The organism is Chromobacterium sp. FG89 (assembly GCF_057808735.1).
The window spans coordinates 96,050-121,241 of record NZ_JBMDIQ010000018.1 but is presented as its reverse complement, the minus strand read 5'-3'; the positions used below and the strand labels follow the sequence as shown (position 1 = coordinate 121,241).

General features: G+C 62.8%; 31 protein-coding genes. 10 read left to right on the top strand and 21 right to left on the bottom strand.

Translation table 11 applies throughout. The annotated features are described in order from the left end of the window. From ACODRW_RS17565 to ACODRW_RS17550, 4 genes are all read left to right on the top strand, one after another. Nucleotides 1–339: hypothetical protein (locus tag ACODRW_RS17565; RefSeq protein WP_488906311.1), on the top strand; the 339-nt coding region annotated here is incomplete at its 5' end. A gap of 301 nt (nucleotides 340–640) precedes the next feature. Beyond that, complete coding sequence (locus ACODRW_RS17560; RefSeq protein WP_488906310.1) at nucleotides 641–1,075, top strand: ead/Ea22-like family protein; 435 nt, start codon at nucleotides 641–643, stop codon at nucleotides 1,073–1,075. After that, the gene (locus ACODRW_RS17555; protein WP_488906309.1) at nucleotides 1,068–1,247 is read left to right on the top strand and encodes a hypothetical protein; all 180 of its coding nucleotides are present in this window, start codon (nucleotides 1,068–1,070) and stop codon (nucleotides 1,245–1,247) included. Before ACODRW_RS17560 ends, ACODRW_RS17555 begins: the two co-directional genes overlap by 8 nt. A gap of 49 nt (nucleotides 1,248–1,296) precedes the next feature. Next, entirely contained in the window at nucleotides 1,297–1,599 is a 303-nt protein-coding gene (locus tag ACODRW_RS17550; protein WP_488906308.1) for a hypothetical protein, read from the top strand. Here the strand turns inward: ACODRW_RS17550 and ACODRW_RS17545 are convergent. Beyond that, entirely contained in the window at nucleotides 1,596–2,612 is a 1,017-nt protein-coding gene (locus tag ACODRW_RS17545; RefSeq protein WP_488906307.1) for a tyrosine-type recombinase/integrase, read from the bottom strand. The genes ACODRW_RS17550 and ACODRW_RS17545 overlap by 4 nt on opposite strands. A 511-nt stretch (nucleotides 2,613–3,123) precedes the next feature. Between ACODRW_RS17545 and ACODRW_RS17540 the strand changes: the two genes are divergently transcribed. Beyond that, on the top strand, nucleotides 3,124–3,876 hold the full coding sequence (locus ACODRW_RS17540; protein ID WP_227107147.1) for a class I SAM-dependent methyltransferase: 753 nt from the start codon (nucleotides 3,124–3,126) through the stop codon (nucleotides 3,874–3,876). A gap of 85 nt (nucleotides 3,877–3,961) precedes the next feature. Here ACODRW_RS17540 and ACODRW_RS17535 read toward each other — a convergent pair whose 3' ends face one another. From ACODRW_RS17535 to tadA, 3 genes are read right to left on the bottom strand one after another with little or no spacing between them, the layout of a single operon-like run. Next, nucleotides 3,962–4,375 (bottom strand): DUF2721 domain-containing protein, encoded by a 414-nt coding sequence (locus ACODRW_RS17535; protein ID WP_019104308.1) that lies wholly within the window; start codon nucleotides 4,373–4,375, stop codon nucleotides 3,962–3,964. After that, complete coding sequence (locus ACODRW_RS17530; RefSeq protein WP_227107149.1) at nucleotides 4,375–5,031, bottom strand: L,D-transpeptidase; 657 nt, start codon at nucleotides 5,029–5,031, stop codon at nucleotides 4,375–4,377. Before ACODRW_RS17530 ends, ACODRW_RS17535 begins: the two co-directional genes overlap by 1 nt. A gap of 4 nt (nucleotides 5,032–5,035) precedes the next feature. Beyond that, nucleotides 5,036–5,803 carry a tRNA adenosine(34) deaminase TadA gene (gene tadA, locus ACODRW_RS17525; RefSeq protein ID WP_488906306.1) on the bottom strand — a complete coding sequence of 256 codons (768 nt, stop codon included), beginning with the start codon at nucleotides 5,801–5,803 and terminating at the stop codon, nucleotides 5,036–5,038. 338 nt (nucleotides 5,804–6,141) lie between these two features. Here tadA and ACODRW_RS17520 point away from each other — a divergent pair, with 338 nt between their 5' ends. Beyond that, nucleotides 6,142–6,849, top strand: a complete 708-nt coding sequence (locus tag ACODRW_RS17520) for a hypothetical protein (protein ID WP_488906305.1) — start codon at nucleotides 6,142–6,144, stop codon at nucleotides 6,847–6,849. On the opposite strand, the gene ACODRW_RS17515 is transcribed toward ACODRW_RS17520, so the two are convergent. From ACODRW_RS17515 to smpB, 7 genes are all read right to left on the bottom strand, one after another. Then, a complete protein-coding gene (locus tag ACODRW_RS17515) occupies nucleotides 6,850–7,128 on the bottom strand; it encodes a hypothetical protein (RefSeq protein ID WP_107798318.1) in 279 nt (92 codons plus the stop codon). Further along, entirely contained in the window at nucleotides 7,125–7,514 is a 390-nt protein-coding gene (locus ACODRW_RS17510; protein ID WP_107798319.1) for a phage holin family protein, read from the bottom strand. The genes ACODRW_RS17515 and ACODRW_RS17510 overlap by 4 nt, the downstream gene beginning before the upstream one ends. Nucleotides 7,515–7,517: 3 nt before the next feature. Beyond that, the gene (locus ACODRW_RS17505) at nucleotides 7,518–7,835 is read right to left on the bottom strand and encodes an ElaB/YgaM/YqjD family protein (RefSeq protein ID WP_048415023.1); all 318 of its coding nucleotides are present in this window, start codon (nucleotides 7,833–7,835) and stop codon (nucleotides 7,518–7,520) included. Between the two features lie 136 nt (nucleotides 7,836–7,971). Beyond that, the gene (locus ACODRW_RS17500; protein WP_107798320.1) at nucleotides 7,972–9,279 is read right to left on the bottom strand and encodes an MFS transporter; all 1,308 of its coding nucleotides are present in this window, start codon (nucleotides 9,277–9,279) and stop codon (nucleotides 7,972–7,974) included. A 244-nt stretch (nucleotides 9,280–9,523) separates the two neighbouring features. After that, complete coding sequence (gene guaA / locus ACODRW_RS17495) at nucleotides 9,524–11,107, bottom strand: glutamine-hydrolyzing GMP synthase (protein ID WP_107798321.1); 1,584 nt, start codon at nucleotides 11,105–11,107, stop codon at nucleotides 9,524–9,526. Nucleotides 11,108–11,193: 86 nt separating this feature from the next. After that, nucleotides 11,194–11,547 carry a hypothetical protein gene (locus ACODRW_RS17490; protein ID WP_107798322.1) on the bottom strand — a complete coding sequence of 118 codons (354 nt, stop codon included), beginning with the start codon at nucleotides 11,545–11,547 and terminating at the stop codon, nucleotides 11,194–11,196. Continuing rightward, on the bottom strand, nucleotides 11,547–12,002 hold the full coding sequence (gene smpB / locus ACODRW_RS17485) for an SsrA-binding protein SmpB (RefSeq protein WP_081546054.1): 456 nt from the start codon (nucleotides 12,000–12,002) through the stop codon (nucleotides 11,547–11,549). Before smpB ends, ACODRW_RS17490 begins: the two co-directional genes overlap by 1 nt. Before the next feature lie 196 nt (nucleotides 12,003–12,198). Here smpB and ACODRW_RS17480 point away from each other — a divergent pair, with 196 nt between their 5' ends. Both ACODRW_RS17480 and ACODRW_RS17475 read left to right on the top strand, forming a co-directional pair. Continuing rightward, nucleotides 12,199–12,636, top strand: coding sequence for a type II toxin-antitoxin system RatA family toxin (locus tag ACODRW_RS17480; RefSeq protein ID WP_107798323.1), 438 nt, complete (start codon nucleotides 12,199–12,201; stop codon nucleotides 12,634–12,636). A 1-nt stretch (nucleotide 12,637) separates the two neighbouring features. Beyond that, complete coding sequence (locus ACODRW_RS17475) at nucleotides 12,638–12,937, top strand: RnfH family protein (protein ID WP_235089797.1); 300 nt, start codon at nucleotides 12,638–12,640, stop codon at nucleotides 12,935–12,937. Nucleotides 12,938–13,112: 175 nt separating this feature from the next. Here ACODRW_RS17475 and ACODRW_RS17470 read toward each other — a convergent pair whose 3' ends face one another. The 5 genes from ACODRW_RS17470 to pyrG all read right to left on the bottom strand — a co-directional run bounded on the left by ACODRW_RS17470 (nucleotide 13,113) and on the right by pyrG (nucleotide 19,156). Next, nucleotides 13,113–14,921, bottom strand: coding sequence for a GGDEF domain-containing protein (locus tag ACODRW_RS17470; protein ID WP_486636695.1), 1,809 nt, complete (start codon nucleotides 14,919–14,921; stop codon nucleotides 13,113–13,115). A 79-nt stretch (nucleotides 14,922–15,000) separates the two neighbouring features. Then, a complete protein-coding gene (ftsB, locus tag ACODRW_RS17465; protein ID WP_019103546.1) occupies nucleotides 15,001–15,291 on the bottom strand; it encodes a cell division protein FtsB in 291 nt (96 codons plus the stop codon). 4 nt (nucleotides 15,292–15,295) lie between these two features. Further along, on the bottom strand, nucleotides 15,296–16,579 hold the full coding sequence (gene eno, locus ACODRW_RS17460; protein WP_107798326.1) for a phosphopyruvate hydratase: 1,284 nt from the start codon (nucleotides 16,577–16,579) through the stop codon (nucleotides 15,296–15,298). Nucleotides 16,580–16,661: 82 nt separating this feature from the next. After that, a complete protein-coding gene (kdsA, locus tag ACODRW_RS17455) occupies nucleotides 16,662–17,513 on the bottom strand; it encodes a 3-deoxy-8-phosphooctulonate synthase (protein WP_107798327.1) in 852 nt (283 codons plus the stop codon). Further along, the gene (gene pyrG / locus ACODRW_RS17450; protein ID WP_107798328.1) at nucleotides 17,510–19,156 is read right to left on the bottom strand and encodes a CTP synthase; all 1,647 of its coding nucleotides are present in this window, start codon (nucleotides 19,154–19,156) and stop codon (nucleotides 17,510–17,512) included. Before pyrG ends, kdsA begins: the two co-directional genes overlap by 4 nt. A gap of 291 nt (nucleotides 19,157–19,447) precedes the next feature. Here pyrG and rpmB point away from each other — a divergent pair, with 291 nt between their 5' ends. After that, the gene (gene rpmB, locus ACODRW_RS17445) at nucleotides 19,448–19,681 is read left to right on the top strand and encodes a 50S ribosomal protein L28 (RefSeq protein ID WP_011137003.1); all 234 of its coding nucleotides are present in this window, start codon (nucleotides 19,448–19,450) and stop codon (nucleotides 19,679–19,681) included. Between the two features lie 36 nt (nucleotides 19,682–19,717). Beyond that, entirely contained in the window at nucleotides 19,718–19,873 is a 156-nt protein-coding gene (gene rpmG, locus ACODRW_RS17440) for a 50S ribosomal protein L33 (RefSeq protein ID WP_017506994.1), read from the top strand. 120 nt (nucleotides 19,874–19,993) lie between these two features. Here the strand turns inward: rpmG and ACODRW_RS17435 are convergent, their stop codons facing one another. Genes ACODRW_RS17435 through ACODRW_RS17415 form a run of 5 tightly spaced genes read right to left on the bottom strand, consistent with a single transcriptional unit; the run spans nucleotide 19,994 to nucleotide 25,141 of the window. Next, on the bottom strand, nucleotides 19,994–20,836 hold the full coding sequence (locus tag ACODRW_RS17435) for a uracil-DNA glycosylase (RefSeq protein ID WP_488906304.1): 843 nt from the start codon (nucleotides 20,834–20,836) through the stop codon (nucleotides 19,994–19,996). Next, complete coding sequence (gene rimI / locus ACODRW_RS17430) at nucleotides 20,833–21,276, bottom strand: ribosomal protein S18-alanine N-acetyltransferase (protein WP_488906303.1); 444 nt, start codon at nucleotides 21,274–21,276, stop codon at nucleotides 20,833–20,835. The genes ACODRW_RS17435 and rimI overlap by 4 nt, the downstream gene beginning before the upstream one ends. Then, nucleotides 21,273–21,947, bottom strand: coding sequence for a tRNA (adenosine(37)-N6)-threonylcarbamoyltransferase complex dimerization subunit type 1 TsaB (gene tsaB, locus ACODRW_RS17425; RefSeq protein ID WP_488906302.1), 675 nt, complete (start codon nucleotides 21,945–21,947; stop codon nucleotides 21,273–21,275). The genes rimI and tsaB overlap by 4 nt, the downstream gene beginning before the upstream one ends. Before the next feature lie 46 nt (nucleotides 21,948–21,993). Continuing rightward, nucleotides 21,994–23,217 carry an EAL and HDOD domain-containing protein gene (locus ACODRW_RS17420; protein WP_048415010.1) on the bottom strand — a complete coding sequence of 408 codons (1,224 nt, stop codon included), beginning with the start codon at nucleotides 23,215–23,217 and terminating at the stop codon, nucleotides 21,994–21,996. A 19-nt stretch (nucleotides 23,218–23,236) separates the two neighbouring features. Beyond that, the gene (locus ACODRW_RS17415) at nucleotides 23,237–25,141 is read right to left on the bottom strand and encodes a chemotaxis protein CheA (protein ID WP_488906301.1); all 1,905 of its coding nucleotides are present in this window, start codon (nucleotides 25,139–25,141) and stop codon (nucleotides 23,237–23,239) included. Between the last annotated feature and the right edge of the window lie 51 nt (nucleotides 25,142–25,192).

The window sequence follows — 25,192 nt, the reverse complement described above, 5'->3', positions numbered from 1 at the left end:
GCGCAGGCAGCCATCGACGCGTACCGCGAGGTGGCTGGCGATGGATGGGACGAAGGCGTCGAGAATGTGTGCTGGGGTGTAGTCCACGGGACGACTCAGCAAGTTGCCGTCGAAGATGACTACGACGGGAGCGACGGCCTGGGCGACATGCTGTTCGTTGATTACATCCTCACAGGCCCAGCGCCGGCGCCGGCCCAGCAGCTGCCTGCCGTGATCGAGCAGATCGCCCAGCAGTGGGACGAGTGCGAGTACGAGGCCTCCGGCGGCAACATCGACATCGGCGCAGCAATCCGCGCGGCCGGCGCCCGCATGGCGGCAGAGGCGGAAGGGGGCGAGTGATGGCTGGCAGCGTAATCAAGCGCTTCAGCACCACGACGGAGAACGGGTTCATCAAGCATGACGACCACCCAAGCACCTTCGAAGAAGCAGACCGGATTGCGGGCCGGCGGCTGGATCGCAGGAAGGCTTACGCGATTATCGACGGCGAGGTTTGCGAGTCCGCAACCTGGAGCCAGGCCTGCAGCGGCTGCTACGAGGGGCACGACATCTCTCACGGGACCGGTACGGGGTGCAGCGAATGCGGCTACACCGGTCGGTGCCGGCGCGGGTGGTGGGCACCTATTAAGAAAGGGGAGGCAGCATGATCACCAATGAACAACTGGCCGAGCTGTCCAGCCTGGCGCGCGCGGCGACGCCCGGGCCGTGGGAATACCAGACCAGCAACGGATGGCATCGAGTCGGAACAACCGCCGCAAACCGTGGGCGCGTTGACGGCGATGTCGTAGCGAACGGCGCGGCCACTCCGGCGGACATGGCCTTCATCGCGGCAGCCAATCCAGCCATGGTCCTGGCGATGATAGCGCGCATCGCCGAGCTGGAGCAGGACGCGGCGCGGTATCGGTGGCTGACACAAGATGCATACATCGGTGAGTGCTTTACAGAACGAGGCACCGTGCTTGAAATCTGCGGGACAGATAGAGAAATTCCCGTATATCACGAGCGCTCGACTGATAGGGATGAAGTAGACGCGGCCATCGACGCCGCGATGATGATCCAGGGCTGCTCCAGTGGCTGACCAGCAAGCGCCCATTTATCGCTACATCCAGCGGCGAGACGGCGCAGTCATCTACCTTGGCCCGGAGCAGCCGGCGCCGACGCCGGGCACGAGCTGCACCCGCATGGAGTGGCTGCCGGACAAAACGGCGGAGTGGGGCGGACGCTGGTCCGATCCGGAAATTGTGTTTTGAGGGCTGCCTGAGGGTGGCCCTTCATCATTTATATAGATAAGGAATTGCTATGGAAAACGAAGTATTGCAGCGCCTAGAACAGCGCATCGACGCACTGGTGATCTCGCTCGAAAAGGGCAATGCTCCTGCGATTTGGTCAGCTGACGATATCGCCGAGTGGCTGGACCTGTCCGCCTTCACGATTAAGCAGTCTGTCGTCGCGCGCCCCGGGTTCCCTAATGCGATTCTGGCCACCGGCGCCAAGAGCGGGCAAAAGCGCTGGTTTGCGGATGAGGTTATTGAATGGGTCCGGAAAAACCGTGGCACCCTGCCGGCGGCTCGCCCAGCCGGCCGCCGACGCAAGTCGGCTTAGTCCAGGCGCGCAGCAATATCAGATGCGTGCTCGTTGTAGTAGATCATCAGGCTGCGAATATCACGGTGCCCGATCATGCGGGCCAGGTCGAGCACGTCGAGCTTACGGGCAAGGCGCGACACCGCTTCATGCCGGGTATCGTGAAAACGCACCGTCTCCAGCGCCGGGCATCCGACCTTGGCCTTGCCGCGGTACTTCCGAAACAGCGCGTCCAGCATCGCGCTCGTCAGGCCGAACACCGGCTCCCCCGTCTTCTTCCCTTCCTCCGGCATTAGTAGCCCAAGAATCTGGGCTGCATCGGTCGAGAGCGGCACGTTTCGAGCGTCGCCGTTCTTGGTCTCCACCAGCCGCACATACCGTCTTTCCAAGAAAACCCGATCCGCCGTCAGTCCTACTATCTCGCCGGCGCGCATGCCGGTCTCTATAGCAAACAGCATGGCCATGGCTACGCGCTGGATTTTGTTCTCTGGCTTCTTCCATCGGACGTATCCCATGGTGTCGACAAGAGCGTCGACCATTTCATCGGTGACGCGCTGCTCGCGCGGCGGCGGCTCCTGCGGCCGGCGGACGCCGTGCATTGGATTGACTGAACACCACTTCCATTCCCTTCTGCACTCCTCAAACACGGCCGACAGCAAGTTCATTTCGCGATTAACGGTGCTGGGCGAGACTTCCTTCAAGCGCGAATCGCGCCACTCTCCAATCCGATCGCTTGTGATACGGTCCACCAGAACACCGATGAAATCCAGTTCCTGGATGAACTTGTCGAGGCGGATCTTCTCCCACCTGGCGCCGCCTTTGCTCGGCGTTACCTCGTCGCGATACTTCTCCATTGCGTCGGCAAGCGTGCGCGTCATCTTGACGGCATGGATTTTGCCGCCCAATATCTCCGCTTCTAGCTGCGTGGCCCAGGCCACTGCCTGCGCCTTGGTGTCGAAGGTGGCAGACCGCCGCACGCCGCGCTTAGTGACCTCCGCGCGCCATGCATCCCCCCGTTTTCTATATGTGGCCATCGTGGCGTAAACCTTGGCGTAATTGTTAGCTAGAATTTACGCCAATAAGCAAGATTACGCCACGGATCAAGGGGCAGTTTGGTAGGTAGAGAAGCCCAAAGGCTAAGGATTTATTCGGTTTCATAGGGTTTGCAAGGTTTTGCAATATATCGGTTCGTGGCCTCTTACCGGCACCACAATCCCGCTTTAGAACAGCAATCAGCCCGCCATCGCGGGCTTTTTGCGTTTCCGGCGCGCCCTTGCCGGTTTTCCCCCTTCCCGCCTATTTGATTCCCCTTGGCTCGCTTTGCAAATCCGGAGCCGAACGCCGTCGCGACGGCTAGCGATTGCCGACATATTATGATATAAGCATTTTTGTGGCCGGGCACGATGGACAGAAGTCCGCCCGCATTGCGGGCGGCTTGAGAATGCGCCTGGGCTGAAATATATTGTGAACGTCTGTTATGACGAATGGACATGACGGTCTAGGCTGTCATCTAATGGAAAGCTACAGCAATTGTAGAGAGCGAACATGCTATCCAATTCCGTTGCTACTTTCAGCCTGTATTCGGATTTATACGCCAGGTTTCGTCCGGCGTATCCGGAGGCCTTGTATCAGTGGCTATTGCCGCAGTGCGCCGAATATGGGCGAGCCTGGGATTGCGCCACCGGCAACGGCCAGACCGCGGTGAGGTTGGGGGACAGTTTCGCGCGCGTGGACGCCACGGACATCAGCTCCGCGCAGCTGGGTCAGGCCGAGGCGCATAATCAGGTGTATTACCGCGAGTGTCCGGCCGAGGTCACGCCGTTCGACGACGCCGCCTTCGATCTGATCACGGTGTCGCAGGCTTTGCATTGGTTTCATTTCCCGTCATTCTGGCCGGAGGTGGGACGGGTGCTCAAGCCGGGCGGCGTGTTCGCCGCCTGGGGTTATCATCTATGCAGGGTGTCTCCCGAAGTGGATCGCGCCGCGGCGATTTTGACGTCCATCATCGAACCGTTCTGGTCCAGCCGCTGCCAGATACTGTGGGACGGCTACAGCACGGCGGGCTGCCCGCTGCCTGTGCTGGAAACGCCGGATCTGGCGATTGATTGCGATTGGACGCTGGAGCAATACCTGGGTTTTCTCAACACGCTGTCCGCCAGCAAGCTGTGCAAACAGACCCTGGGCGAGCATGTGCTGGACGATGCCTCTAGCCGCATCGCCCGCGCCTGGGGCGATGGCGATCAGGTGTGCCGGGTCAGCATGCCGCTGAGCCTGCTGGTGGCGCGGCGCCCGGCGTAACGGGTTCTAAAACCGATTCCGCGCCATCTGCCGGCGCAAGCAATCCAGCACCGCCCGCCGCGCGTAGCCGGCGGCGGGCCGGCTTTCAGCGCCGCTTGTCGTATTCCGCTTGCAGATCGGACAGCAGGATGTTGAGCGCGTCGGAAGAACGCAGCAGTTCGATCAGCGACACCGCCAGCGAGCAAATCATGCACAGCAGGCTGATGCCGAAAGTCAGCTCCCCCCAAGCCTGCCAGCCGGTATAAACCTGGAACATCGCCACCGTGCATAGAAACAGGCTGGCGATGCCCAGGCATTGCATCCATTTGATCAAGGTGATGCGGGTGCGCAGATTGCCGATCTGGCGCAGGATCTTGGGGTCCTGGCTATCGCGGTACTCCTCGTACAGATTGCGAATGATGCCGGCCAGGCCGAGAAAACGGTTGGTATAGGCCAGCAACAGCAGGGAAATGGCGGGAAACAGCAGGGCGGGCGTGGTCAGGGTCAGCGCGGAGTGCATCAGGCGTTCTCATCAATCAGGACATCAATGCCGTTGTCGGTGGCGTCGAACAGTTCGATTACGTCCGGGTTCTTCATGCGGACGCAGCCGAGGGAGGTGGGGGTGCCCCAGGGCACGTGGTCCCCGGCACCGTGGATGTAAATGGCTCGATTATAACTGTCTACTTCGCCGCCTTGGTTCTTTCCGGGCTCTTCGCCGCACAGCCACAGAATGCGGGTGAGGATCCAGTCCTTGTTCGGGTACTGGATGTGCAGTTCCGGCGTGTACTTCCAGGGCGTCACTTTGCGGCGGAAAATAATGGTGTTGGCTTCCACGCCGGCGCCGATGCGTTCGCAGACCCGGTGCCAGCCGCGCGGGGTCTGGTAGCTGCCGCTGACTTCTCCCACGCCCTTGCGCGCGGTGGACACCTGATATTCGCGTTGCAACAGCCCCCAGCCGTCGTAACGGCGCAGGGTCTGGCTGCGCACGCCGACCAGAATCCAGGGCGCGCCGTAATGGCGCGGATTGGGGGAGGTGTCCAACAAGGGTGCGGCGGCCTGCTGCTGAACCGCGAAAGCCGCCGCCGCCAATGGGTCCATCGCCAGCGCGGCGTCGTCTTCCGCGTCGCCGGCGAAGGCGGACGCGCTCAAGGACAGGGCGAGCATCAGTCGCAGCATGGCATCAGCCTTTCCGACGGGTTTGGAAAAACGCCGTCAACGGTTGCGCGCAGGCGTCCGCCTGTTGCTGGCCGAACACCGCGGCGTGGTGATTGAGGCGGCTGTCGGCGAAAACGTCCAGCACGCTGCCGGCGGCCCCGGTCTTGGCGTCGGGCGCGCCGTAAATCACGCGGGCGATGCGGGCGTGCATGATGGCGCCGCTGCACATCAGACAGGGTTCCAGCGTCACGTACAGATCGCAGCCGTCCAGGCGGTAATTGCCCAGCAGGCCGGCGGCGTCGCGCAGGGCCATGATCTCGGCGTGGGCGCTGGGGTCGCGTCGGCCTATAGGTTGATTGTAGCCGCGTCCTATCACTTCGCCTTGCCGGACGACGACGGCGCCCACCGGAATCTCTCCCTCCGAACCGGCCTGGGCGGCCAGCTCCAGGGCCAGCGCCAGATGACGGGCGATCTCGGCCTCGGGCGGCGGGGCGGCCACGGGCGGATGCGCGGCCAATTGCCGCAGCAAGGCGTCTTTGGCTTCGTCGCCGAGTTGGTTCCAATGAATGCCGCGGCAGGCGGCCTCCAGCGCGAACAACAGCTTTCGGGTGGCGGTGCGTCCGCGGCTTTTCAATTGCAAGAAAGCCAGGACCGGGCCGCGTTGCCTCAGGGCGTCGGCGTCTACAATGCCGATTTCGGCGAGCCAGGCGATGGCCGCGGGCGGCAAGGGGGGCGAGGCCAGCTGAGCGCGGCTCGCAATGGTTTCAGCGGGTGGGACGGGTTTGTCTTGCATGATGTCGATTTTAGCGTAAAGAAATCCCCTGCACGGTCGATAGAATGTCATAACCATAGGTTTTTTCTTATATGCCCGTGATAAAGCCCTATTCCGCCTCCTATGCGCTGTCCCAATCCAAGCCGCCGGCCGGCCGCGCCGCGCCAGCGGCTTCAGCTGCGTCCGCCGAGTCCGCAACGGCCCAGACCGCCGCTCCAACGGCTTCCTTGCCGGTTGGTCCGGCGCAACAAGCGCGTCAGCAGTTGCAATCCTCCTTGCAGCAAAGCTTGGGCAAGTTCATGCAGCAATTGAAGGTGACCTTGCGGCCCTTGCCCAAGCGTTCGCCCGAAGTGGATGGCATGCAGAAGGAGATGCTGAAAAAGAAGGTGGATATGTTGCTGCAGATGGCGCAGATGGCGGGCCGGGACAAGGCCAGCCTGAAAGCGCTGGCGGCGGAGCTGGCGCGCGCGGTCAAGGAGCTCAAGCAGCTGGTGGCCAGCATGACGCAGAACGCCGCCGATTCGATGATGCCGATCAGCGTAGGCGGAGACGCGGCGGCGGCGGCAAGCGCGGCGGCTTCGAGCGAGGCCGCGCCGGAGTCGACCAGCGGCGGTGGAGACGTTTCCGGCGCCGCCGCCCAGGCGCAGATTGAAGCCAAGGCGCAAACCGCCGAGGACGAAACGCGGCAGACAAAGGATGGGGAAGGCAATGCGTCGGCCGCCGGCGCGCGTGGCGACGCGGCCGCGGCCAATGGCGACAAAAGCGCGGGAGCGACCGCGCGCGACGACGGCGCAACGCCGCGCGCCGGCGGGGGCAATCCGGTGGCGGGCGACCGGGTGATCCAGGATATCATGATGAAGTTGAAGCAGCTGCAAAACTGGCTCAAGCAGCAGACGCGTCAACTGCAGGCCGATCAAGAGCTCAGGAAAATGATGAAGGAGATGGACAAGGACATGGCCGGCATCGAGAAGATGTTGGCGACCGGGGAAGTGTCGGAGAACGGGGAGATGGACGTCCAGGTCCACCTTGAGGCGGAAGCCGGCGGGGGTGTGAACGTCCAGGCTTGATCAGCGGCGCAGCCAGCGGCGTCCCAGCTGCCACAGCGCCCAAAGCCGCGCGCCGGTGCCCAGCCAGGATTGCAACCTTCCGCCCGGCGGCAGCAGGCTGCCGAGCACGGCCAGAATCTTGCCGAGCCCGCGGTGCCGGCCCCAGGCTTTCAGGCCTTCTCCAGCGGCGCCGAGAGGATGGCGGCGCAGGGTGTCCAGCTCCAGGCGCAGCTTGACCCTGAGCGCTTCGCCCTTCATCACCAGCAATTGTTTCTTGATGGCGCGGTCTCTTGGGTTCACGGCGCGTCTCCGCCGCCCAAGGCCGCCCAGTCCTTGCGCACTTCTTCCAATGTGGTGGCGAAGGCCGGTCCTTGCTCGCGCAGCCGTCGACGCAGACGGAAGGCCAGCCAGGCGCCCGCGCCGCAGAACAGCAGCGCGCAGGCGGCAAGCGCCCAGGCGCGCAGAGTCGGCGGAGTCAGCGTCCAGACCAGCAGCAGGCCCGCCATCAGGCCCACGGCAATCAGAATCAGCGCCAGCATGCCGGTGAACAGGCTGCCGATGATGTCATCTTTCAGTTCCTGAGCTTCAAGCGACAGCAGTTCCGCCCGGGTCAGCAGCAAGGAAGCCACCCCGCCGGCGAAGGAGCGCAGGCTGCCGGGGCGGGGCGGAGATTGGCGTTGCGGCATGCCTTAGCGGCGGGAAACCAGCATGCCCAGCAGGAAGGCGACGCCGGCGGCGATGCCGATGGATTTCCACGGGTTTTCATGCACGTATTGATCGGTCGCTTTGGCGGCGACCTTGGCTTTGCCGACCACCACTTGCTCGGCGTCCAGCAACTTGGCCTTGGCGAGCTTCAGCTTTTCGTTGACGCGCTGGCGGATTTCCTTGCTTTTCTGGCTGCCGTCGTCCAGCGAGGCGTCGATCAGCTCTTCGGTGCTGACCAGAACCTGGCGCACGTCATCCAGTAATTGTTCTTTTTCCTTGGCGATTGCAGCGGCATTGGACATAAAGATCTCCTGGTGAAAATGAATGGGAATTCCGCGAAGGCACGACTCTCGCGGTGCAGCAATCAAGCTGGCTACCATGAACCTATCAGGCTGGGCCAATGACGTCAAACACTGGATTTGACCGCTTTCGCCTGCGTCAAATCCGGCCGTAGGCGACGTTTTCCCACTGCGGAAGCCGTGGTGCGCGGAAACGGCTGGCCGCGTACAAGCCCACGCCGCCCATGGCCAGGCTGAACAGGGCCGAGATCCAGGGGCTCCAGGGGGTGGCGGCGATCAGCAGCAGCGGCGCGGCGCTGGCCCACAGCGAATAAGCGATGTTGTAGGTGACGGCGATGCCGGAGACGCGGATGTCGGCGGGAAACAGACTGATCATCGCCGAGGGCACCACGCCGACGATGCCGCAGCACAGGCCGGCGACGGCGTAGGCGAGGCCGGGCCAGCGCCAGCCGCCGATCAGGCTGGCGTAGAGCAGGCCCACGCCCACGGGCAACAACAGGCTGTAGAGGATCAGGCTGCGCAACGGGCCGACGCGGTCGGTGACGCGGCCGGCGATCACGCAGCCTATGTTGAGGAAGACGATGCCGAGGCTGCCCAGCGCGAAGGCGTCCTTGGCCGGCCAGGCGAAGTGCTGCTGCAGCAAGGTGGGGGTGACCACCACCGGAATCACCACGGCCGAAGTCAGCACGCAGGTCAGCAGCGCCGCCGGCAGCAGGGTGCTCCGGTGCGCGCGCAGCACTTCCAGCAGCGGGTAGGCGCGCTCCTGCCGCTGAGAGCGCAGGGACAGGAATACCGGCGTTTCATTCAGCCAGCGGCGCAGCCAGACGCCGAACAGGCCGAGCGGGCCGCCGAGCAGGAACGGAATCCGCCAGGCGTAGTCCTGCATTTGCTGAGGGCTGAAGACTTCGGCCAGCAGGGTGGCGGTCAGCGCGCCCAGCAGATAGCCCATGGTCAGGCCGGCTTGCAACAGGCCCAGCGCGTAGCCGCGATGGCGCGCCGGCGCGTGTTCGGCGACAAAGGTCCAGGCGCTGGGCACCTCGCCGCCCACCGCCGCGCCTTGCAGCAGCCGCAGGCACAGCAGCAGCAGCGGCGCCAGATAGCCGATCTGGGCGTAAGTGGGCAGCAGGCCGATCAGCAGACAGGGACCGGCCATCATCAGCATGCTGAGGCTGAACATGCGCTTGCGGCCCAGGCGGTCGGCGAAGTGGGCCATCAGGATGCCGCCCAGCGGGCGCGCCAGGTAGCCGGTGGCGAAGATGCCGAAGGTTTGCAGCAGGCGCAGCCATTCCGGCATCTGCGGCGGGAAGAACAATTGGCTGAGCGTGGCGGCGAAGAAGGCGAAGACGATGAAGTCGTAGATTTCGAGCGCACCGCCCAGCGCGGCCAGTCCCAGGGTGCGGTAGTCGGAGCGTGAAAGTGCGGCGGCGGGCGTGGCGATGGCGTTCATGACGGTTTGGGTGACGGTGGCGCGAAGGAGGGGCTGGAGTCGGATTCAATGCGCGCCGGCAAGGGCTGGACGCAGGGCTGGAATCTGCTTAAGGCAATGCGAATATGGCGGTATGGCAAACATGCCGCCAGTTTAGCGCGTGTCGGGAAATGTTGCGATAGTCAATTGCATTTTAACGGCATAAATTGCGCCGGGCGCGGACAAGAAAAAACCCCGGCGTCTGCCGGGGTTGAGAGGAGGGCGCTTATTCCCACTCGATGGTGGCCGGCGGCTTGCCGGACACGTCGTACACCACGCGGTTGATGCCCTTGACCTCGTTGATGATGCGGTTGGACGCGCGGCCCAGCAGGCTGTACGGCAGTTCCGCCCAGTGGGCGGTCATGAAGTCGCTGGTGACCACGGCGCGCAGCGCGACGACGTAGTCGTAAGTGCGGCCGTCGCCCATCACGCCCACCGATTTCACCGGCAGGAACACGGCGAAGGCCTGGCTGGTCAGTTCGTACCAGTTCTTGCCGCTCTTCTCGTCCACGGTGTTGCGCAGTTCTTCGATGAAGATGGCGTCGGCCTGGCGCAGCAGATCGGCGTACTCTTTCTTCACTTCGCCCAGGATGCGCACGCCCAGGCCCGGGCCCGGGAAGGGGTGGCGGTAGACCATGTCGTGCGGCAGGCCGAGCGCGACGCCCAATTGGCGCACTTCATCCTTGAACAGCTCGCGCAGCGGCTCCAGCAGCTTGAGGTTCATGTCTTCCGGCAGGCCGCCCACATTGTGGTGGCTCTTGATGGTGTGGGCCTTCTTGGTCTTGGCGCCGGCGGATTCGATCACGTCCGGGTAGATGGTGCCCTGGGCCAGCCATTTGGCGTTGCTGAGCTTGCCGGATTCGCGGTCGAACACCTCGATGAATTCCGCGCCGATGATCTTGCGCTTCTTCTCCGGGTCGCTCTCGCCGGCGAGCTTGCTCATGAAGTCGGCTTCCGCCTGCACGTGAACCACTTTCACGCCCAGGTTCTGCGCGAACATTTCCATCACCATCTTGCCTTCGTTCAGGCGCAGCAGGCCGTGATCGACGAAGACGCAGGTCAGTTGCGGGCCGATGGCGCGGTGGATCAGCGCGGCGGCCACCGAGGAGTCCACGCCGCCGGACAGACCGAGGATGACTTCTTCGTCGCCCACTTGCTCGCGGATCTTCTTCACCGCTTCGTCGATGTAGTTGGGCATGGTCCAGCTGGGTTTGCAGCCGGCCACGTGCAGCACGAAGCGATGGATCATTTCCGTGCCGCGCTTGGTGTGGGTCACTTCCGGATGGAACTGCACGCCGTAGAGGCCGCGGCTCTCGTCGGCCATGGCCGCGATCGGGCAGGACGGGGTTTCGGCGATGACGTTGAAGCCCGGCGGCAGGCCGGTGACCTTGTCGCCATGGCTCATCCATACGTCGAGGAAGCCGTTGCCGGCGTCGTCCACCTGATCTTGCAGGCCTTCTAGCAGTTTGGAGTGATGGCGGGCCTTGATCTGGGCGTAGCCGAACTCGCGCTTGTCGCCGGCTTCCACTTTGCCGCCGAAGGTCTGAGCCATGAACTGCATGCCGTAGCAGATGCCCAGCACCGGAACGCCGAGTTCGAACAGCGCCGGATCGGCCTGGTAGTCGGATTCGTACACCGAGTTGGGGCCGCCGGAGAGGATGATGGCTTTGGGCGCGAAGGCGCGGATTTCTTCCAGCGGCATGTCAAACGAATGAAGCTCACAGTAAACGTGAGCTTCGCGTACGCGGCGGGCAATCAGTTGGGTGACCTGAGAGCCGAAATCGAGAATGAGGACTTTGTCCATGCCTATCCTTCAGGAAATGTTGTGGGCCGTGCGGCCGTGATGATTGAGATAGTGTTGCAGGCGGCTGGGCGCGCGGCGGCGCGGGCCTGCTTTCATTGTTCGCCGTCCCGAGACGGCAGCCGGAATCTGCGGCTGCGCTCCGGCACGTGTTCGCTGCGGGCCAGCAGCATCAGCAGGCCGGCGAGGATCATGCCGAAGGACAGCAGATGGCTGGGGCGCAGGCCTACCGCGTCGTAGAGGTAGATGGCGCCGCCGGCGTAGATCAGCAGCGGGCTGGTGACCAGGGTGGATTTGTTGAAGCCGTCCACGACGAAGAGCAAAACGCCCGCGGCGGCCAGCAACAGAGAGAGCAAGGTGGCGGTGTTGGGCAGCAGCGAGGTGCTTTTCAGGAACCAGACCGATCCCAGGCAAATGAGCACGATGGGCAGGGCTGCGCTGCGGTTCATCAGGCGGCTCCACGCTGGTTTTTCATGAAGCGCTGTTTTTCGCGCTGCCATTCGCGGTCTTTTTCGGTGTCGCGCTTGTCGTGCAGCTTCTTGCCCTTGGCCAGCCCCACTTCGACCTTGATGTTGCCGCGGGTGTAGTGCAGGTCCAGCGCCATCATGGTGTAGCCGGCGCGTTCCACCTTGCCGATGAAGCGGTTGATCTGTTCTTGCGACAGCAGCAGTTTGCGCGGGCGCACCGGGTCGGCCTTGACGTGGGTGGAAGCGGATTGCAGCGGCGTGATGTGGCAGCCGATCAGCCAGAAGGCGCCGTTTTTCCAGTCCACGTAGCTTTCCTTCAACTGGACGCGGCCGGCGCGGATGGCCTTGACTTCCCAACCTTCCAGCACGAGCCCGGCTTCGAGCTTTTCCTCGATGAAGTAGTCGTGGAAGGCCTTGCGGTTCTGGATGATGCTCATGTCGGCTATCGGAGTAATCTGTGGAATGAATCCTCCATTGTACCAGAAGCCGGCGGCTTGCCAAAGCCATGAAAATACAGCGCTTTGACGGGAGGCAGGGTGGGGCGCGCCGGATTTTGTTAAACTTGAGGTTTTTACCGATGCTGACGATTCCCGTGGCAAAGACGGGACAGCGGTGACGATAAGCGAGCAATGGATGCAGGTGGTTGAAAAAAGCGTGTTGGTGGCGCATACGCCGGCGCAGATGTTTGCGCTGGTGGACGATATCGAGCATTACAGCCGGTTCCTGCCCTGGTGCGGCAAGGCCGAGGTGTTGTCGCGCGAGGGCGATCAGGTGGTGGCCAGCCTGCATATCGATTACCTGAAGGTGAAGCAGCACTTCACCACCCGCAACACCAATCAAGCGGACGAGGCCATCCTGATGGAACTGGTGGACGGGCCGTTCGAGCATTTGGAAGGGCGCTGGCACTTCAAGCCCTTGGGCGAGATTGGCTGCAAAGTGGAGTTCCGTCTCAGCTACCAGTTTTCCAGCAAGATTCTGGAGATGATCATCGGGCCGGTGTTCGGCCATATTTCCGGCACCCTGGTGGACGCCTTCATCAAGGAAGCCGACAAGGTGTACGGCGATGACTGAGCTGATGCAGGTGGAAGTGGTGTTGGCCTTGCCCGAGCGTCAGGAGCTGGTGGTCTTGCAGGTGGCGGCGGGAACGACCGCGCGCCAGGCGGCGGAGTTGTCGGGTTTGCTGGCGCGCTTCCCGCAACTGGAGACGGAGAGCCTGAAGCTGGGCGTCTTCGGCAAGGCGGTCAAGGACGACGCGCCGTTGCGCGAGCACGATAGGGTGGAGATTTACCGGCCCTTGATCGCGGACCCCAAGACGGTGAGGCGGCAGCGCGCCGAGGCGGGGAAGCAGATGAAAAAAGGGGGCGGGCACTAGCCGCCGCCGAGAGGATGTCTAAGAACCTGTTTACGATCTGCTACGCGTTGTGAGGTGTGGCACGGCGAGTACAACGTCGAAATGCTCATGTACCGTGTGTACACTCCGCTTTCTCAGCGGTTTTCGCCTTGTCTCACCTTAGCTCGCGAGATCGTAAACACGTTCTAAACGCGGTTTATAGCTGCGGCGCCATCAGCGACGGCGGCTGCTCCTCCGCCGAGTGCACGCGGTTCTTGCCGTTGAGCTTGGCTTGGTACATGGCCTGGTCGGCGCGCTCCAGCACGTCGGCCTCTTGCTCGCCCAAATGCCATTTGGCCACGCCGGCGCTGAAGGTGATCAGCAGGCGGTCGTTGTTGGCCAGGAAGAAGGTTTTAGTCAGTTCGCGCTGCAGCCGCTGCACGGTGGCGACGGCTTCGTCTTCCGGCGTGTCCGGCATCAGGATCACGAACTCCTCGCCGCCGAAGCGGGCGACGATGTCGGCCGGACGCAGGCTGTGCTTGATGGTGTCCACCAGGTATTTCAGCGCGTCGTCGCCGGCCAGGTGGCCGTACTTGTCGTTCAGCTGCTTGAAGTTGTCCACGTCGAGCAGGGCGACGGACAGCGGCGCGCCGGTGCGCTCGGCGCGACTGATTTCGCGCTGGAAATGTTCGGCCAGGCCGCGGCGGTTGAAGGCGCCGGTCAACTGGTCTTCGCGCACCTTGGCGCTGGCGGCCTCCAGCGCGCCTTCCAGTTCGGCGATTCTTTGTTCGGCGGCTTCCACCTGTTCCTTGGCGGACAGCAGTTCGTCGCGGGAGCGGGTCAGGTCTAGTTGCATCAGCGAGGTGTCTTCCATCAGGGAGCCGATGATGCTGCCCAGTTCCTCTACGTTCTGCGACTGTTTGATGCGGGTGCTGTGGTCCTTGATCTTGTTCTGGAAGTCGTCGGTGCTGTCCGTCATCATCGCCAGACGCGAGATGAAGCGGTCCAGCAAGGAGCGCAGCGAGCTGGCCGCCTCGTCCAGCGAGGTTTTCAATTGGCCTTGCTTGCGGATCACGTCCTTGAGGCTGGACTCCATCTGATAGACCTGCTGCATGGACAGCGGCTCGTGGCTGAGGATGTCCTGCAGCGAGTGCACCTGGCCCACCAGATAGGTGTCCGAGTGATTGAGCTCGGCGATGTTTTCCAGCAGCAGGCGCAGCAGATTGGTCATCGCCGACACCAGGCGGTCGTCCTGCTGCGATTGCAGTTCCAGCTTGATCATGAACGCCCGCAGCTTGGGCATGTAGGCGTTGAGCGCGGCGTCGTCGGCCACTTGATTCAGTTCGCCCAGCAGCGCTTCCAGCGCGTCCACCAATTCCGGATAGTTGATCAGCCGCGGCTCCAGGCCGTGCTTGAGCGCGAAGCTCAGCGTGCGCTGCCAGGCCAGCCAGCTGTCGCTGGGGACGTCGGCGTCGTCGTCGTCGGGGCTGTTTGCGGGAGCGGAGGCATCGGGGAGGGCGGCGCCGTTGCCGTTGGACGACGGCGCGGACTGGGTCCAATTCTGGATCAGCGTGGCCAGCTTCTGGTTCAATTCGTCGGGCTGGTTGCCGTAATTGATCAGCACCCGTTCCAGCGTGGATTGCTTGTGGTGCTGAGGCATATTGGGCAGGCGCAGGTCCCAATTGCGGATCAGGTTCTGGATCAGCGTGCCCCAGCTGTGCTGCTGTTGGCTGGCGCTGAGCGAGGCGCGCAGAAAGTCTATGATCAGTTGCGGGGCTTGTTCCCAGCGGTTTTCGTCGCAGACTTGTTTCAGGCGGGTGAGCGTGACTTTGGCCTGCACGCTTTCTTGAGGCAGCGTTTCCAATGCGCGCAGCAACAGCACCGCAAGCTTGTTGTCGCGGTCGACCGGCGTTTGCGTCAGCTCGTGATAAACCCGCTCAAAGTTTTCCGGTGTCGGCAACAGCTTGCGCACCGTCAGCTGTTTGAGCGTTTCTCGTGCGACTTCGATGGGGTTTTGTGTTGTCATTGCCCAAACCTTGGACTTTTTTAGACCGGACGTCATTCTTGTTGTCTGTTCAGCTCTACAGTGCGGTCCGGGCGGATATTTAGCGAGGCGTTGGCTTCACCGGATCCAGCAATTGGAAAAATACTTCACCATTCCGAATCATGCCAAGTTCATTGCGGGCTCTCTCCTCAATGGCGTCCGTCCCCTGTTTCAAATCTCGCACTTCCGCGTCCAGCGCGGCGTTGCGGGCCACCAGCTTTTGGGTGGTCGCCCGCTGTTCCTGTAGTTGCTTGTCCAGCTGCCAGACTCTGAGCCAGCTACCTTTGCCAAACCACAACGGCCATTGCAGGGCCAGTATTACTGTCACCAGAGTCAGGGTCAGCCAGCGCATACGATTACTTCAGGTGGTAAAAGGCAGCTTTGCCCGGATAGTAGGCAGCGTCGCCCAGCTCTTCTTCGATGCGCAGCAACTGATTGTATTTAGCCATGCGGTCGGAGCGGGACAGCGAGCCGGTCTTGATCTGCATGCAGTTGGTGGCAACGGCCAGATCCGCGATGGTGCTGTCTTCGGTTTCGCCGGAGCGATGACTCATAACGCTGGTATAGCGGGAACGCTTGGCGAGATCAACCGCTTTCAGCGTTTCCGACAGCGTGCCGATCTGATTGACCTTGACCAGCAGCGAGTTGGCGAGGCCGCCTTCGATGCCCTTGGCCAGGATCTTGGGGTTGGTGACGAACAGATCGTCGCCGACGATCTGCACGCGGGCGCCCAGACGTTCGGTCAGCAGTTTCCAGCCGTCCCAATCGTGCTCGCTCATGCCGTCCTCAATGGAGAGGATGGGGTAGTGGTTGACCAGGGTTTCCAGGTAGTCGGTGAACTGTTCGGAAGTGAGCTGCAGGCCTTCGGCGGTCAGATGGTATTTGCCGTCCTTGTAGAACTCGGAGGAGGCGCAGTCCAGCGCCAGCATCACGTCCTGGCCGGCCACGTAGCCGGCGGCGTCGATGGCTTCCAGAATCAGCTTGATCGCGTCTTCGTGGCTGTTCAGATTGGGCGCGAAGCCGCCTTCGTCGCCCACGGTGGTGGCGTAGCCTTTCTGATCGCAGATCTTCTTCAGGCTGTGGAAGATTTCCGCGCCGCAGCGCAGCGCTTCGCGGAAGGTTTGCGCGCCCACCGGCATGATCATGAATTCCTGGATGTCCAGGGTGTTGTTGGCGTGCGCGCCGCCGTTGATCACGTTCATCATCGGCACCGGCAGGGCCATCGGACCGGCGCCGCCCAGGTAGCGGTACAGCGGCAGGCCGGCGTCTTCGGCGGCGGCGCGGGCCACGGCCATGGACACGGCCAAGAGCGCGTTGGCGCCGAGGCGGGATTTGGTTTCGGTGCCGTCCAGCTCGATCAGGGTCTTGTCGATGAAGGCCTGGTCGCTGGCGTCGAGGCCGATGATGGCTTCGCAGATTTCGGTGTTGATGTTTTCCACCGCCTTCAACACGCCCTTGCCCAGATAGCGGCTTTTATCGCCGTCGCGCAGTTCCAGCGCTTCTTTTTCGCCGGTGGAGGCGCCGCTGGGCACCGCGGCGCGGCCCATGACGCCGGACTCCAGCAATACGTCTGCTTCCACGGTCGGATTGCCGCGCGAATCCAGAATCTCACGAGCTACCACATCGATGATCGAACTCATTTACATTTCCTTCAAAGGCTGGTTGTGTTCGGGCGGAGGGCAAGCAACCGGCCGGAGCCGGTTGCGATCTGCGCCTGCCGGTTTACAGGGTGTGTTCCGGCCAGGGATTGTGCTTGACCAAGTCGTCCAGCGCCTTGAGCGTGGTCAGCAGTTCCTTCATGCGCGGCAAAGGCCAGGCGTTGGGGCCGTCTGACATTGCGCAGGCCGGGTTCGGATGGGTTTCCATGAAGATGCCGGCGATGCCGGAGGCCACCGCGGCGCGCGCCAGCACCGGCACGAATTCGCGCTGGCCGCCGGAGGAGGTGCCTTGGCCGCCGGGCAGCTGCACCGAGTGAGTGGCGTCGTAGACCACCGGGCACTGGGTGTCGCGCATGATCATCAGCGAACGCATGTCGGACACAAGGTTGTTGTAACCGAAGGAGACGCCGCGTTCGCAGGCCATGAAGCTGTCCGGCTCGAGGTTGGCTTCCTGCGCGGCGGCGCGGGCCTTGTCGATGACGTTCTTCATGTCGCCCGGGGCCAGGAACTGGCCCTTCTTGATGTTCACCGGCTTGCCGCATTGGGCGACGGCGCGGATGAAGTCGGTCTGGCGGCACAGGAAGGCCGGCGTTTGCAGCACGTCGACCACGCTGGCCACTTGCACGATTTCGTTCTCGCTGTGCACGTCGGTCAGCACCGGCACGCCGATCTGGCGTTTCACTTCCGAGAGGATGCGCAGGCCTTCATCGATGCCGAAGCCGCGGAAGGAGGAACCGGAGGAGCGGTTGGCCTTGTCGTAGCTCGATTTGTAGATGAAGTTGATGCCCAGCTCGGCGGTGATCTCCTTGAGCTGGCCGGCGGTGTCCAGCGCCATCTGTTCGCTCTCGATCACGCAGGGGCCTGCGATCAGGAACAGCGGCTGGTTGAGGCCGACTTCGAATCCGCACAGTTTCATGCCTTGGGTCCTTGCTTGTCCGCTTGGTATTGCAGCGCCGCTTTCACGTAGGAGATGAACAGCGGATGGCCGTCGCGCGGAGTCGAGGTGAATTCCGGGTGGAACTGGCAGGCGAAGAACCAGCGGTGATTGGCCAGCTCTATGGTTTCGACCAGCTTCTCATGACCGGCGGAGCGGCCGCTGATGGCCAGGCCGGCCTGTTCCAGACGCGGAATGTAGTAGTTGTTGACTTCGTAGCGGTGGCGATGACGCTCTACGATCTCGCCGGCGCCGTAGATTTTCGCCGCCAGAGAGCCCGGCTCCAGATCGCACTGCTGGCCGCCCAGGCGCATGGTGCCGCCCAGATTGGAGTTTTCGTCGCGTTTTTCCACCTTGCCGTCGTGGTTGACCCACTCGTCGATCAAGGCCACCACCGGGAAGTTGGTGTCGAGGTCGAATTCGGTGGAGTTGGCGCCGGCCATGCCGGCCACGTCGCGAGCGTATTCGATCAGTGCGATCTGCATGCCCAGGCAGATGCCCATATAGGGGATGTCGTTCTCGCGAGCGAACTTGACCGCCTTGATCTTGCCTTCCACGCCGCGCTTGCCGAAGCCGCCCGGCACCAGGATGGCGTCCATGTCCTTCAGGGAGTCGGCGCCGTCGCGCTCGATCTCCTCGGAGTCCACGTAGATGATGTTGACGTTGGTGCGGGTATGGATGCCGGCGTGCTTCAGCGCTTCGGTCAGCGACTTGTAGGACTCGGTCAGATCGACGTATTTGCCGACCATGGCGATGTTGATGCTGTGGTCCGGGTGCTCGATCGCGTCGATGATGCGGCCCCACACCGACAGATCCGCCTTGGGCAGGTCCAGTTGCAGTTGCTCGGCGATGATGTCGTCGATGCCCTGGTTGTGGAGCATGGCCGGCACTTTGTAGATGGAGTCGGAGTCGTAACAGCCGATGACGGCGTTTTCTTCCACATTGCAGAACAGCGCGATCTTGCGCTTTTCGTCTTCCGGCAGTTCGCGGTCCATCCGGCACAGCAGCACGTCCGGCTGAATGCCGATCTCGCGCAGTTCTTTCACCGAGTGCTGGGTCGGCTTGGTCTTGATCTCGCCGGCGGTGGCGATGTAGGGCACGTAGGACAGGTGCACGTACAGGGTGTTCTTGCGGCCCAGGTTGGAGCGCATCTGGCGGATGGCTTCCAGGAAGGGCAGCGATTCGATATCGCCCACGGTGCCGCCGATCTCGACGATGGCGACGTCGGCGTCGGCCGCGCCTTCATGCATCTTCAGCTTGATTTCGTCGGTGATGTGCGGGATCACTTGCACGGTGCCGCCCAGGTAGTCGCCGCGGCGCTCCTTGGTGATCACGGACTCGTACACCTGGCCGGTGGTGAAGTTGTTGCTTTTCTTCATCTTCGCGTGGATGAAGCGCTCGTAGTGGCCCAGATCGAGGTCGGTTTCCGCGCCGTCTTCGGTGACGAACACCTCGCCGTGCTGGAACGGGCTCATGGTGCCCGGATCAACGTTGATGTAGGGATCGAGCTTCAGCATGGTGACTTTCAGCCCGCGAGACTCGAGGATGGCGGCGATGGACGCAGCGGCAATGCCCTTACCCAGGGAGGACACCACACCGCCGGTTACGAAGATGTACTTGGTCATGAGATTACGGCTCTATGGGAATCCGGGATTCTACCCTGAAATCGTTGCGATTTGAATCGCTTCGAACCATGTTGTTGCAAGTCGCGCCGCCGTCCCCGAGCGCGGCCGGCCAGACGCGTTTCGCCGCTTGGCAAAGAAGTGCTCGCATCTCTGTGGCGAATACGGTACAATTGCCGCCGACTGTTTCATACACGATCGCGCCCATGCTGCAAAAGGGTGCGTTTTCTGCTTGAGTGTCTGGCTTTGTCTATGATATAAAGCCAGCTTTTACCGGTTTTGGGAGTGTTCAACATGGCGCGTGTTTGCAAAGTCACCGGCAAGCGTCCGATGACCGGGAACAATGTTTCCCACGCCAACAATAAGACTAAACGTCGTTTTCTGCCTAACCTGCAATATCGCAAGTTCTGGGTTGAGAGCGAAAACCGCTGGGTGCGTCTGCGCGTATCCAACGCGGCACTGCGTACCATCGACAAAGTTGGCATCGATGTAGTGCTGGCTGATCTGCGCGCTCGCGGCGAGATCTGATTGCGGTCAACCAGAAAGCTACTGAGGTAATAACACATGCGCGATAAAATCAAGCTTGAGTCCACTGCTGGCACCGGCCACTTCTACACGACTACGAAGAACAAGCGTACGATGCCGGAAAAAATGGAGATCAAAAAATTTGATCCCGTTGCTCGCAAACACGTTCTGTACAAAGAAACCAAGCTGAAATAAGCCGGTTTCCGCGGGAACGCGAAAGCAAAGAGCCCTTCTCTGGTGCACGGAGAAGGGTTTTTTTCTTTATGGTTCGGCACTAAAAAACCCCGTCAAGCATGCTTGGCGGGGTTTTTGCGTTTAATCGGCGCTGAGGCGGCCAAAGGTTTTTTTGGCGAACACCAGATCTTGCCAGGCCTTGAGTTTGTCCGGCTGGTTGCGCAGCAGGTAGGCCGGGTGGTAGCTGACGATCAGGGGAATGTCCTGATAGCTGTGCAGTTTGCCGCGCAATTGGCCGATGCCCTTTTCCGTTTGCAGCAGGGTCTGGGCGGCGAAGCGGCCGAGCGCCAGGATCAGCGTGGGCTGGATATGGCGGATCTGCTGGATCAGATAGCTCTGGCAGGCGGCGATTTCGTCGCCGCCGGGGTTACGGTTGCCGGGCGGACGGCATTTGAGCACGTTGGCGATATACACGTCGCGGTCGCGATCCAGTCCGGTGGCGGCCAGCATATTGTCCAGCAACTGGCCGGCTCGGCCGACGAAAGGTTGGCCCTGCCTGTCCTCCTGTTCGCCCGGCGCTTCGCCGATCAATAGCCAGCGCGCCTGTCGGTTGCCGCGGCCGAAAACGGTTTGGGTGCGGGTTTGGCACAGCCGGCAGTCGCGGCAGTCGCGCACCGCGCGTTCCAGCGCGTCCCATTCCAGCAGAGGCAGGACTTCGGGCGCGGGGGAGGCGATCGGAGGGGGCTCGGCGGAGAGCGGAGGGAGCTTGGCGGAGGGCTGCGCGGCGACGAGCGTCGTCGGTTCGGGCTGCGCGACAATGTCCGGCCGCGGCGGAGCCGGGGGCTCCACGGGCGCCAAGTCGACGTCGGCCGGCGCTTCCGCTTGGCGGCTCAGCGCCGCCGGGTGTTGTTCGAACCAGCCGGGGCGCGCTTCCCAGGCGGGGCCCAGTCCGATGACGCTTTGAATCAGCGCGGCGCGGCTCATAGGTCGGTCTCCATCAGGATGGCGTCTTCGCGGCCGTCGGCACAGGGGTAGTAGTTCTTGCGCCGGCCGTTTTCAATAAAGCCCTGGCTTGAGTACAGGGCGCGGGCGACGGCGTTGCCGGCCCGCACTTCCAGAAACAGGCGTCGCGCGCCGGCGGCGGCCAGAGCGGCGCTCAGTTCCCGCAGCAGCCGCTTGCCCAAGCCCTGGCCCTGCCATTGCGGATCCATCACGATATTGAGCAGTTCCGCCTCGTCCAGCACGCTCTGGGTGACGGCGAAGCCTTGCAGGCGCCCGGCGGCGAACAGGCCGTGGAATTGGTGGCCGCAGCGCACGGAGTCTTGGTATTGAGCTGCGGACCAGCCGTGAGCGCAGGTGCGGCTCTCCAGCTCGGCGAGTTGAGCGGCGTCGTCGGGCAGGAAGGCGCGATAGACGGAACTCATTTTTGGCGCGCCTGCTGCTGTTCCTGCGCGGTCAGGGCGACTTTATTGCGCACATACAGCAGCTCCGCTTCGCGCGGATGGGTTTGCGGATAGCGGCCGCTGCGCGCCAGCGGGAAGTAGGCGAGGGCGTTGGGCTGCAGATCCGCGCGCACAACGGCGTCGCCGGCGCTTTCTTGCAGGACGGGGTAGCGTTCGAAGCCGTCGCCGGCGCCGATGACGGCGCGTTCCGGCCATTGGATGGCTTCCGGCGCGCCGACGCTGATCGGGCCGAGGCGTTCCGGTTCGCCGTTGTCGGCGACGAGGTAGCCGGCGCTGTAGACCTGCTGCATTCTGGCGTCGAGACAGACCAGCACGGTGCCGGTGCCGGCTTGCTGCGCGATATTGTCCAGCGTGGGTATGGCGATGACCGGAATGCCGGCGGAGAAGGCCAGGCCCTGGGCCAGACCGCAAGCGATGCGCAAGCCGGTGAAGGAGCCGGGGCCCTGGCCGAAGGCGATGGCGTCGAGTTGCTCCAGCCGCAGTTCCGCCTGTTCCAGCAGGCGAGCCAGTTCCGGTAGCGCGCGTTCGGCGTGCTTCTGCTCGACTTTCTCGTGGAAGGAGAAAATGCGCGAACCGTTGTCAACGGCTAGGGATAGAAACGAGGTGGAGCAATCAATGGCAAGCAATTTCATCGGGGAATTCGGTCTCAAGCTTAAGAGCGTGCTGCAAGACTGCGAATTATAAGCCGAGTTCTTCCACCCAGGCGAGCGCGGAGACATGCGCCTGGTTGAACTGCTCGCTGCTGAGGTTCAGTTGGGCGCAGAGTTCCGGCACACCGGTCAGTTGTCCGTCTTCGCAGGCTTTGACCAGCTTGAGGAAGCGGCTCATCGTGCCTTTCTCGTGCAACAGGGCCTCGGTGATGGCTTCGGGTAGCTGCAGATGCTCGATGATGTTGGCCATCGGCATGTCGAACAGCACGTCCAGCAGGCTGAACATGCCGATGATGAACAGATTGTCGCAGGTGTCGTGGCGCTCGCCGTGGGCCTTGCCCAGCAGTTCCATGAAGCGGCCGCGGGTGACCGCGGTTTTTTGCAGCGCCGGCGGCGCGTGCCCTTCGTCGGAGGCGGTGACCAGCAGCAGGGTCAGCCAGCGGTAGAGCTTTTGATAGCCCAGCACGGTGACGGCGTGGGAGAAGGAACTGATGCTGGTGTTCAGGCCGGCCGCGGCGGAGTTGACGTAGCGCAGCAGCTTGTAGGACAAGGCCAGGTCGCGTTTGAGCACCTGCTCGACGTCGCGGATGTCGGCGTCCAGGCGCAGCAGGTTCAAGAGCTCCAGGGTGTTGCGGAAGGAGGGGTGGATGACCTTGGCGGACAGGGTTTCCGGCTGGGCGAAGTAAAAGCCCTGGAAGCCGTCCATGCCCAGCTCTTTGCACAGATGGAACTGAGCGTGGGTTTCCACGCGTTCGGCGATGCGGATCACCGGATAGCTGCGCAGCCGCGACGCCAGCATCTGGAAGCGGTTGGTGTCCTGATGCTGGATGTCCAGCTTGACGTAGTTGGCCAGTTCCAGAAAGGCCGCCGCCGGCGATTCGAAGCTGAAGTCGTCCAGCGAAATGCCGAAGCCCAGCGAACGCAGGTGCCGCGCGCGCGACAGCAGTTCGTTGGAGGGTACGATGCGGGGCGAGATGTCGAGAATGACGCGGCGCGGCGGCAGCAGTTCAAGGAACTCGCTGCTGAGCATGGCTTCGCCGATATTGATGAAGGCCAGCTTGCTGCCTATCAGCCAGCTGGTGCCCATATTGTTGAGCGTGTTGACCAGCACCTGGGTATCGGCTTGCAGTTCGGTATGCTTGCCGACGCCGGAGGCCTCGCCGCTGGGACGAAAAAGCAGCTCATAGCCAATGAGCTGCTGGTTGCGGTTGAGAACGGCCTGCCTGCCTATGAAGGCGCTCGTCGAGGTCATTGTCCCGGTATGCCTTTGCTCAGGTGGCGATCAGGTCCGCGGATCGGGTGACGGTGTTGCTTGCCTCGCTGGAGGTGAGCAGGTCTTCCATGTCCAGCACCAGCACGACGGAACCGTCGCCGGACAGGGTGGCGCCGGCCACGCCTTTCGGGCGGATGTTCTGCAGCGGCTTGATCACCACGTCGTCGCGGCCGACGAAAGAGTCGATCGCCAGGATGAAGGATTTTTCCGCGGACTGCATCAGCACGCCGAAGTAAGGCTTTTGCGTCGGCTCCCAGCCCAGCAGGCCGGCCAGGGTTTTCAGCGGCAGGATTTCGTCGCGCACCACGATGGTGGGCTTGCCGGAGACTTCCTGGATCGCGCTCGGGTCGATGGTGATGATTTCGCGCACCATCGCCAGCGGCACGGCGAACGGCTGGTTGCAGGCGCGCACCACCAGTACCGGCAGGATGGCGAGGGTCAGCGGCAGCGAGATGCTGATGCGGGTGCCTTCGCCTTGCACCGAGTTGATGTCGATGCGGCCGTTCAGTTTCTGGATATTGGTGCGCACCACGTCCATGCCCACGCCGCGGCCGGACACGCTGGAAATTTGATCCTTGGTGGAGAAGCCGGGCAGGAAGATCAGCTGCAGGCATTGCTTCTCATCCAGCGTGTTGGCGCTTTCCTGGTCGATCAGGCCTTTTTCGATGGCCTTGCGACGCAGCGCGTCGGCGTTCATGCCTTTGCCGTCGTCGGTGATCTCGATCAGGATGTGGTCGCCCACCTGTTCGGCGGTCAGCTGCACCAGCGCCTGCGGCTTCTTGCCGGCGGCGATGCGCTCTTCAGGCTGTTCGATGCCGTGGTCGACGGCGTTGCGCACCAAGTGGACCAGCGGATCGTTCAAGTCCTCGATCATGGTCTTGTCCAGCTCGGTCTCTTCGCCGGACAGCACCAGTTCGACCTCCTTGCCCAGCTGGCGGGCGAGGTCGCGAGCCAAGCGCGGGTATTTCTGGAACAGGCGGCCGATCGGCTGCATGCGGGTTTTCATCACCGCGTTCTGCAGGTCGCCGACCAGCAGGTCCAGCTGGCTGATCGCCTCGTCCAGCGAGCGCAGGGTATTGGTGTCGCGGTTGCCTTGCAGGATTTCCGTGCGCAGCGTGGTCAGACGGTTCTTGGTTAGGCCGATTTCGCCGGACAGGTTGAGCACCATGTCGAGACGCACGGTGTCGATGCGGATGGTGTTTTCCTGAGGGCCGCTGCTGCTGGGCGCGCTGGCGGCCGGTTTGCTCGGAGCCGGCTTGGCGGCCGGTTTGGGAGCAGGCGCAGCGGCAACCGGGGCCGGAGGCGCCGCCGCCGCTTGGGGCGCGGGCGCCGCCGCAGGGGCGGCTGGCGCGCCGCCGGGGGTGACGGCTTGATAGAGCTGATTCCAGTCCGGGCCTTGACCGTTGCTTGCGGGCTGCGGCGCGGCCGCAGCGGCGGGCGCCGGCGTTGCAACCGGAGCGGGAGCTGCCGCTGGGGCCGGTTCGGCCGCCGCGGGCTCTTCGGACAGCGCCTCGCCCGCCAGCGCGGCGTCCAAGGCCGCCAGGATGCGCGGGTCGGCTTCGCTGGGCATCAGGCCCTGGCCCATGGTGCCGAACATATCGCGCACGATGCCGGTGGCGTCAAGAATCACGTCCATGATGCCGGCGGTGATGTGCAGCTGGCCGTTGCGGAGTTTGTCGAACAGGTTTTCGGTGCGATGGCATAGATTGATCATCGGGCCGACATTAAGAAAGCCCGCGCCGCCCTTGATGGTGTGGAAGCCTCTGAAAATGTCGTTCAGCAGCGCTTTGTCTTCCGGGCGCTTTTCCAGTTCGACCAGTTTATTGTCTACATCGGAAAGGAGGTCCGTAGACTCCATCAAGAAGTCTTGCAGCAGCTCTTCCATGCCGGCGAATTCGCTCATTTTCCACTCCCGCCACGCCTTGCTCGCGTGCTCTGTTCTGCGTGTTGTTCG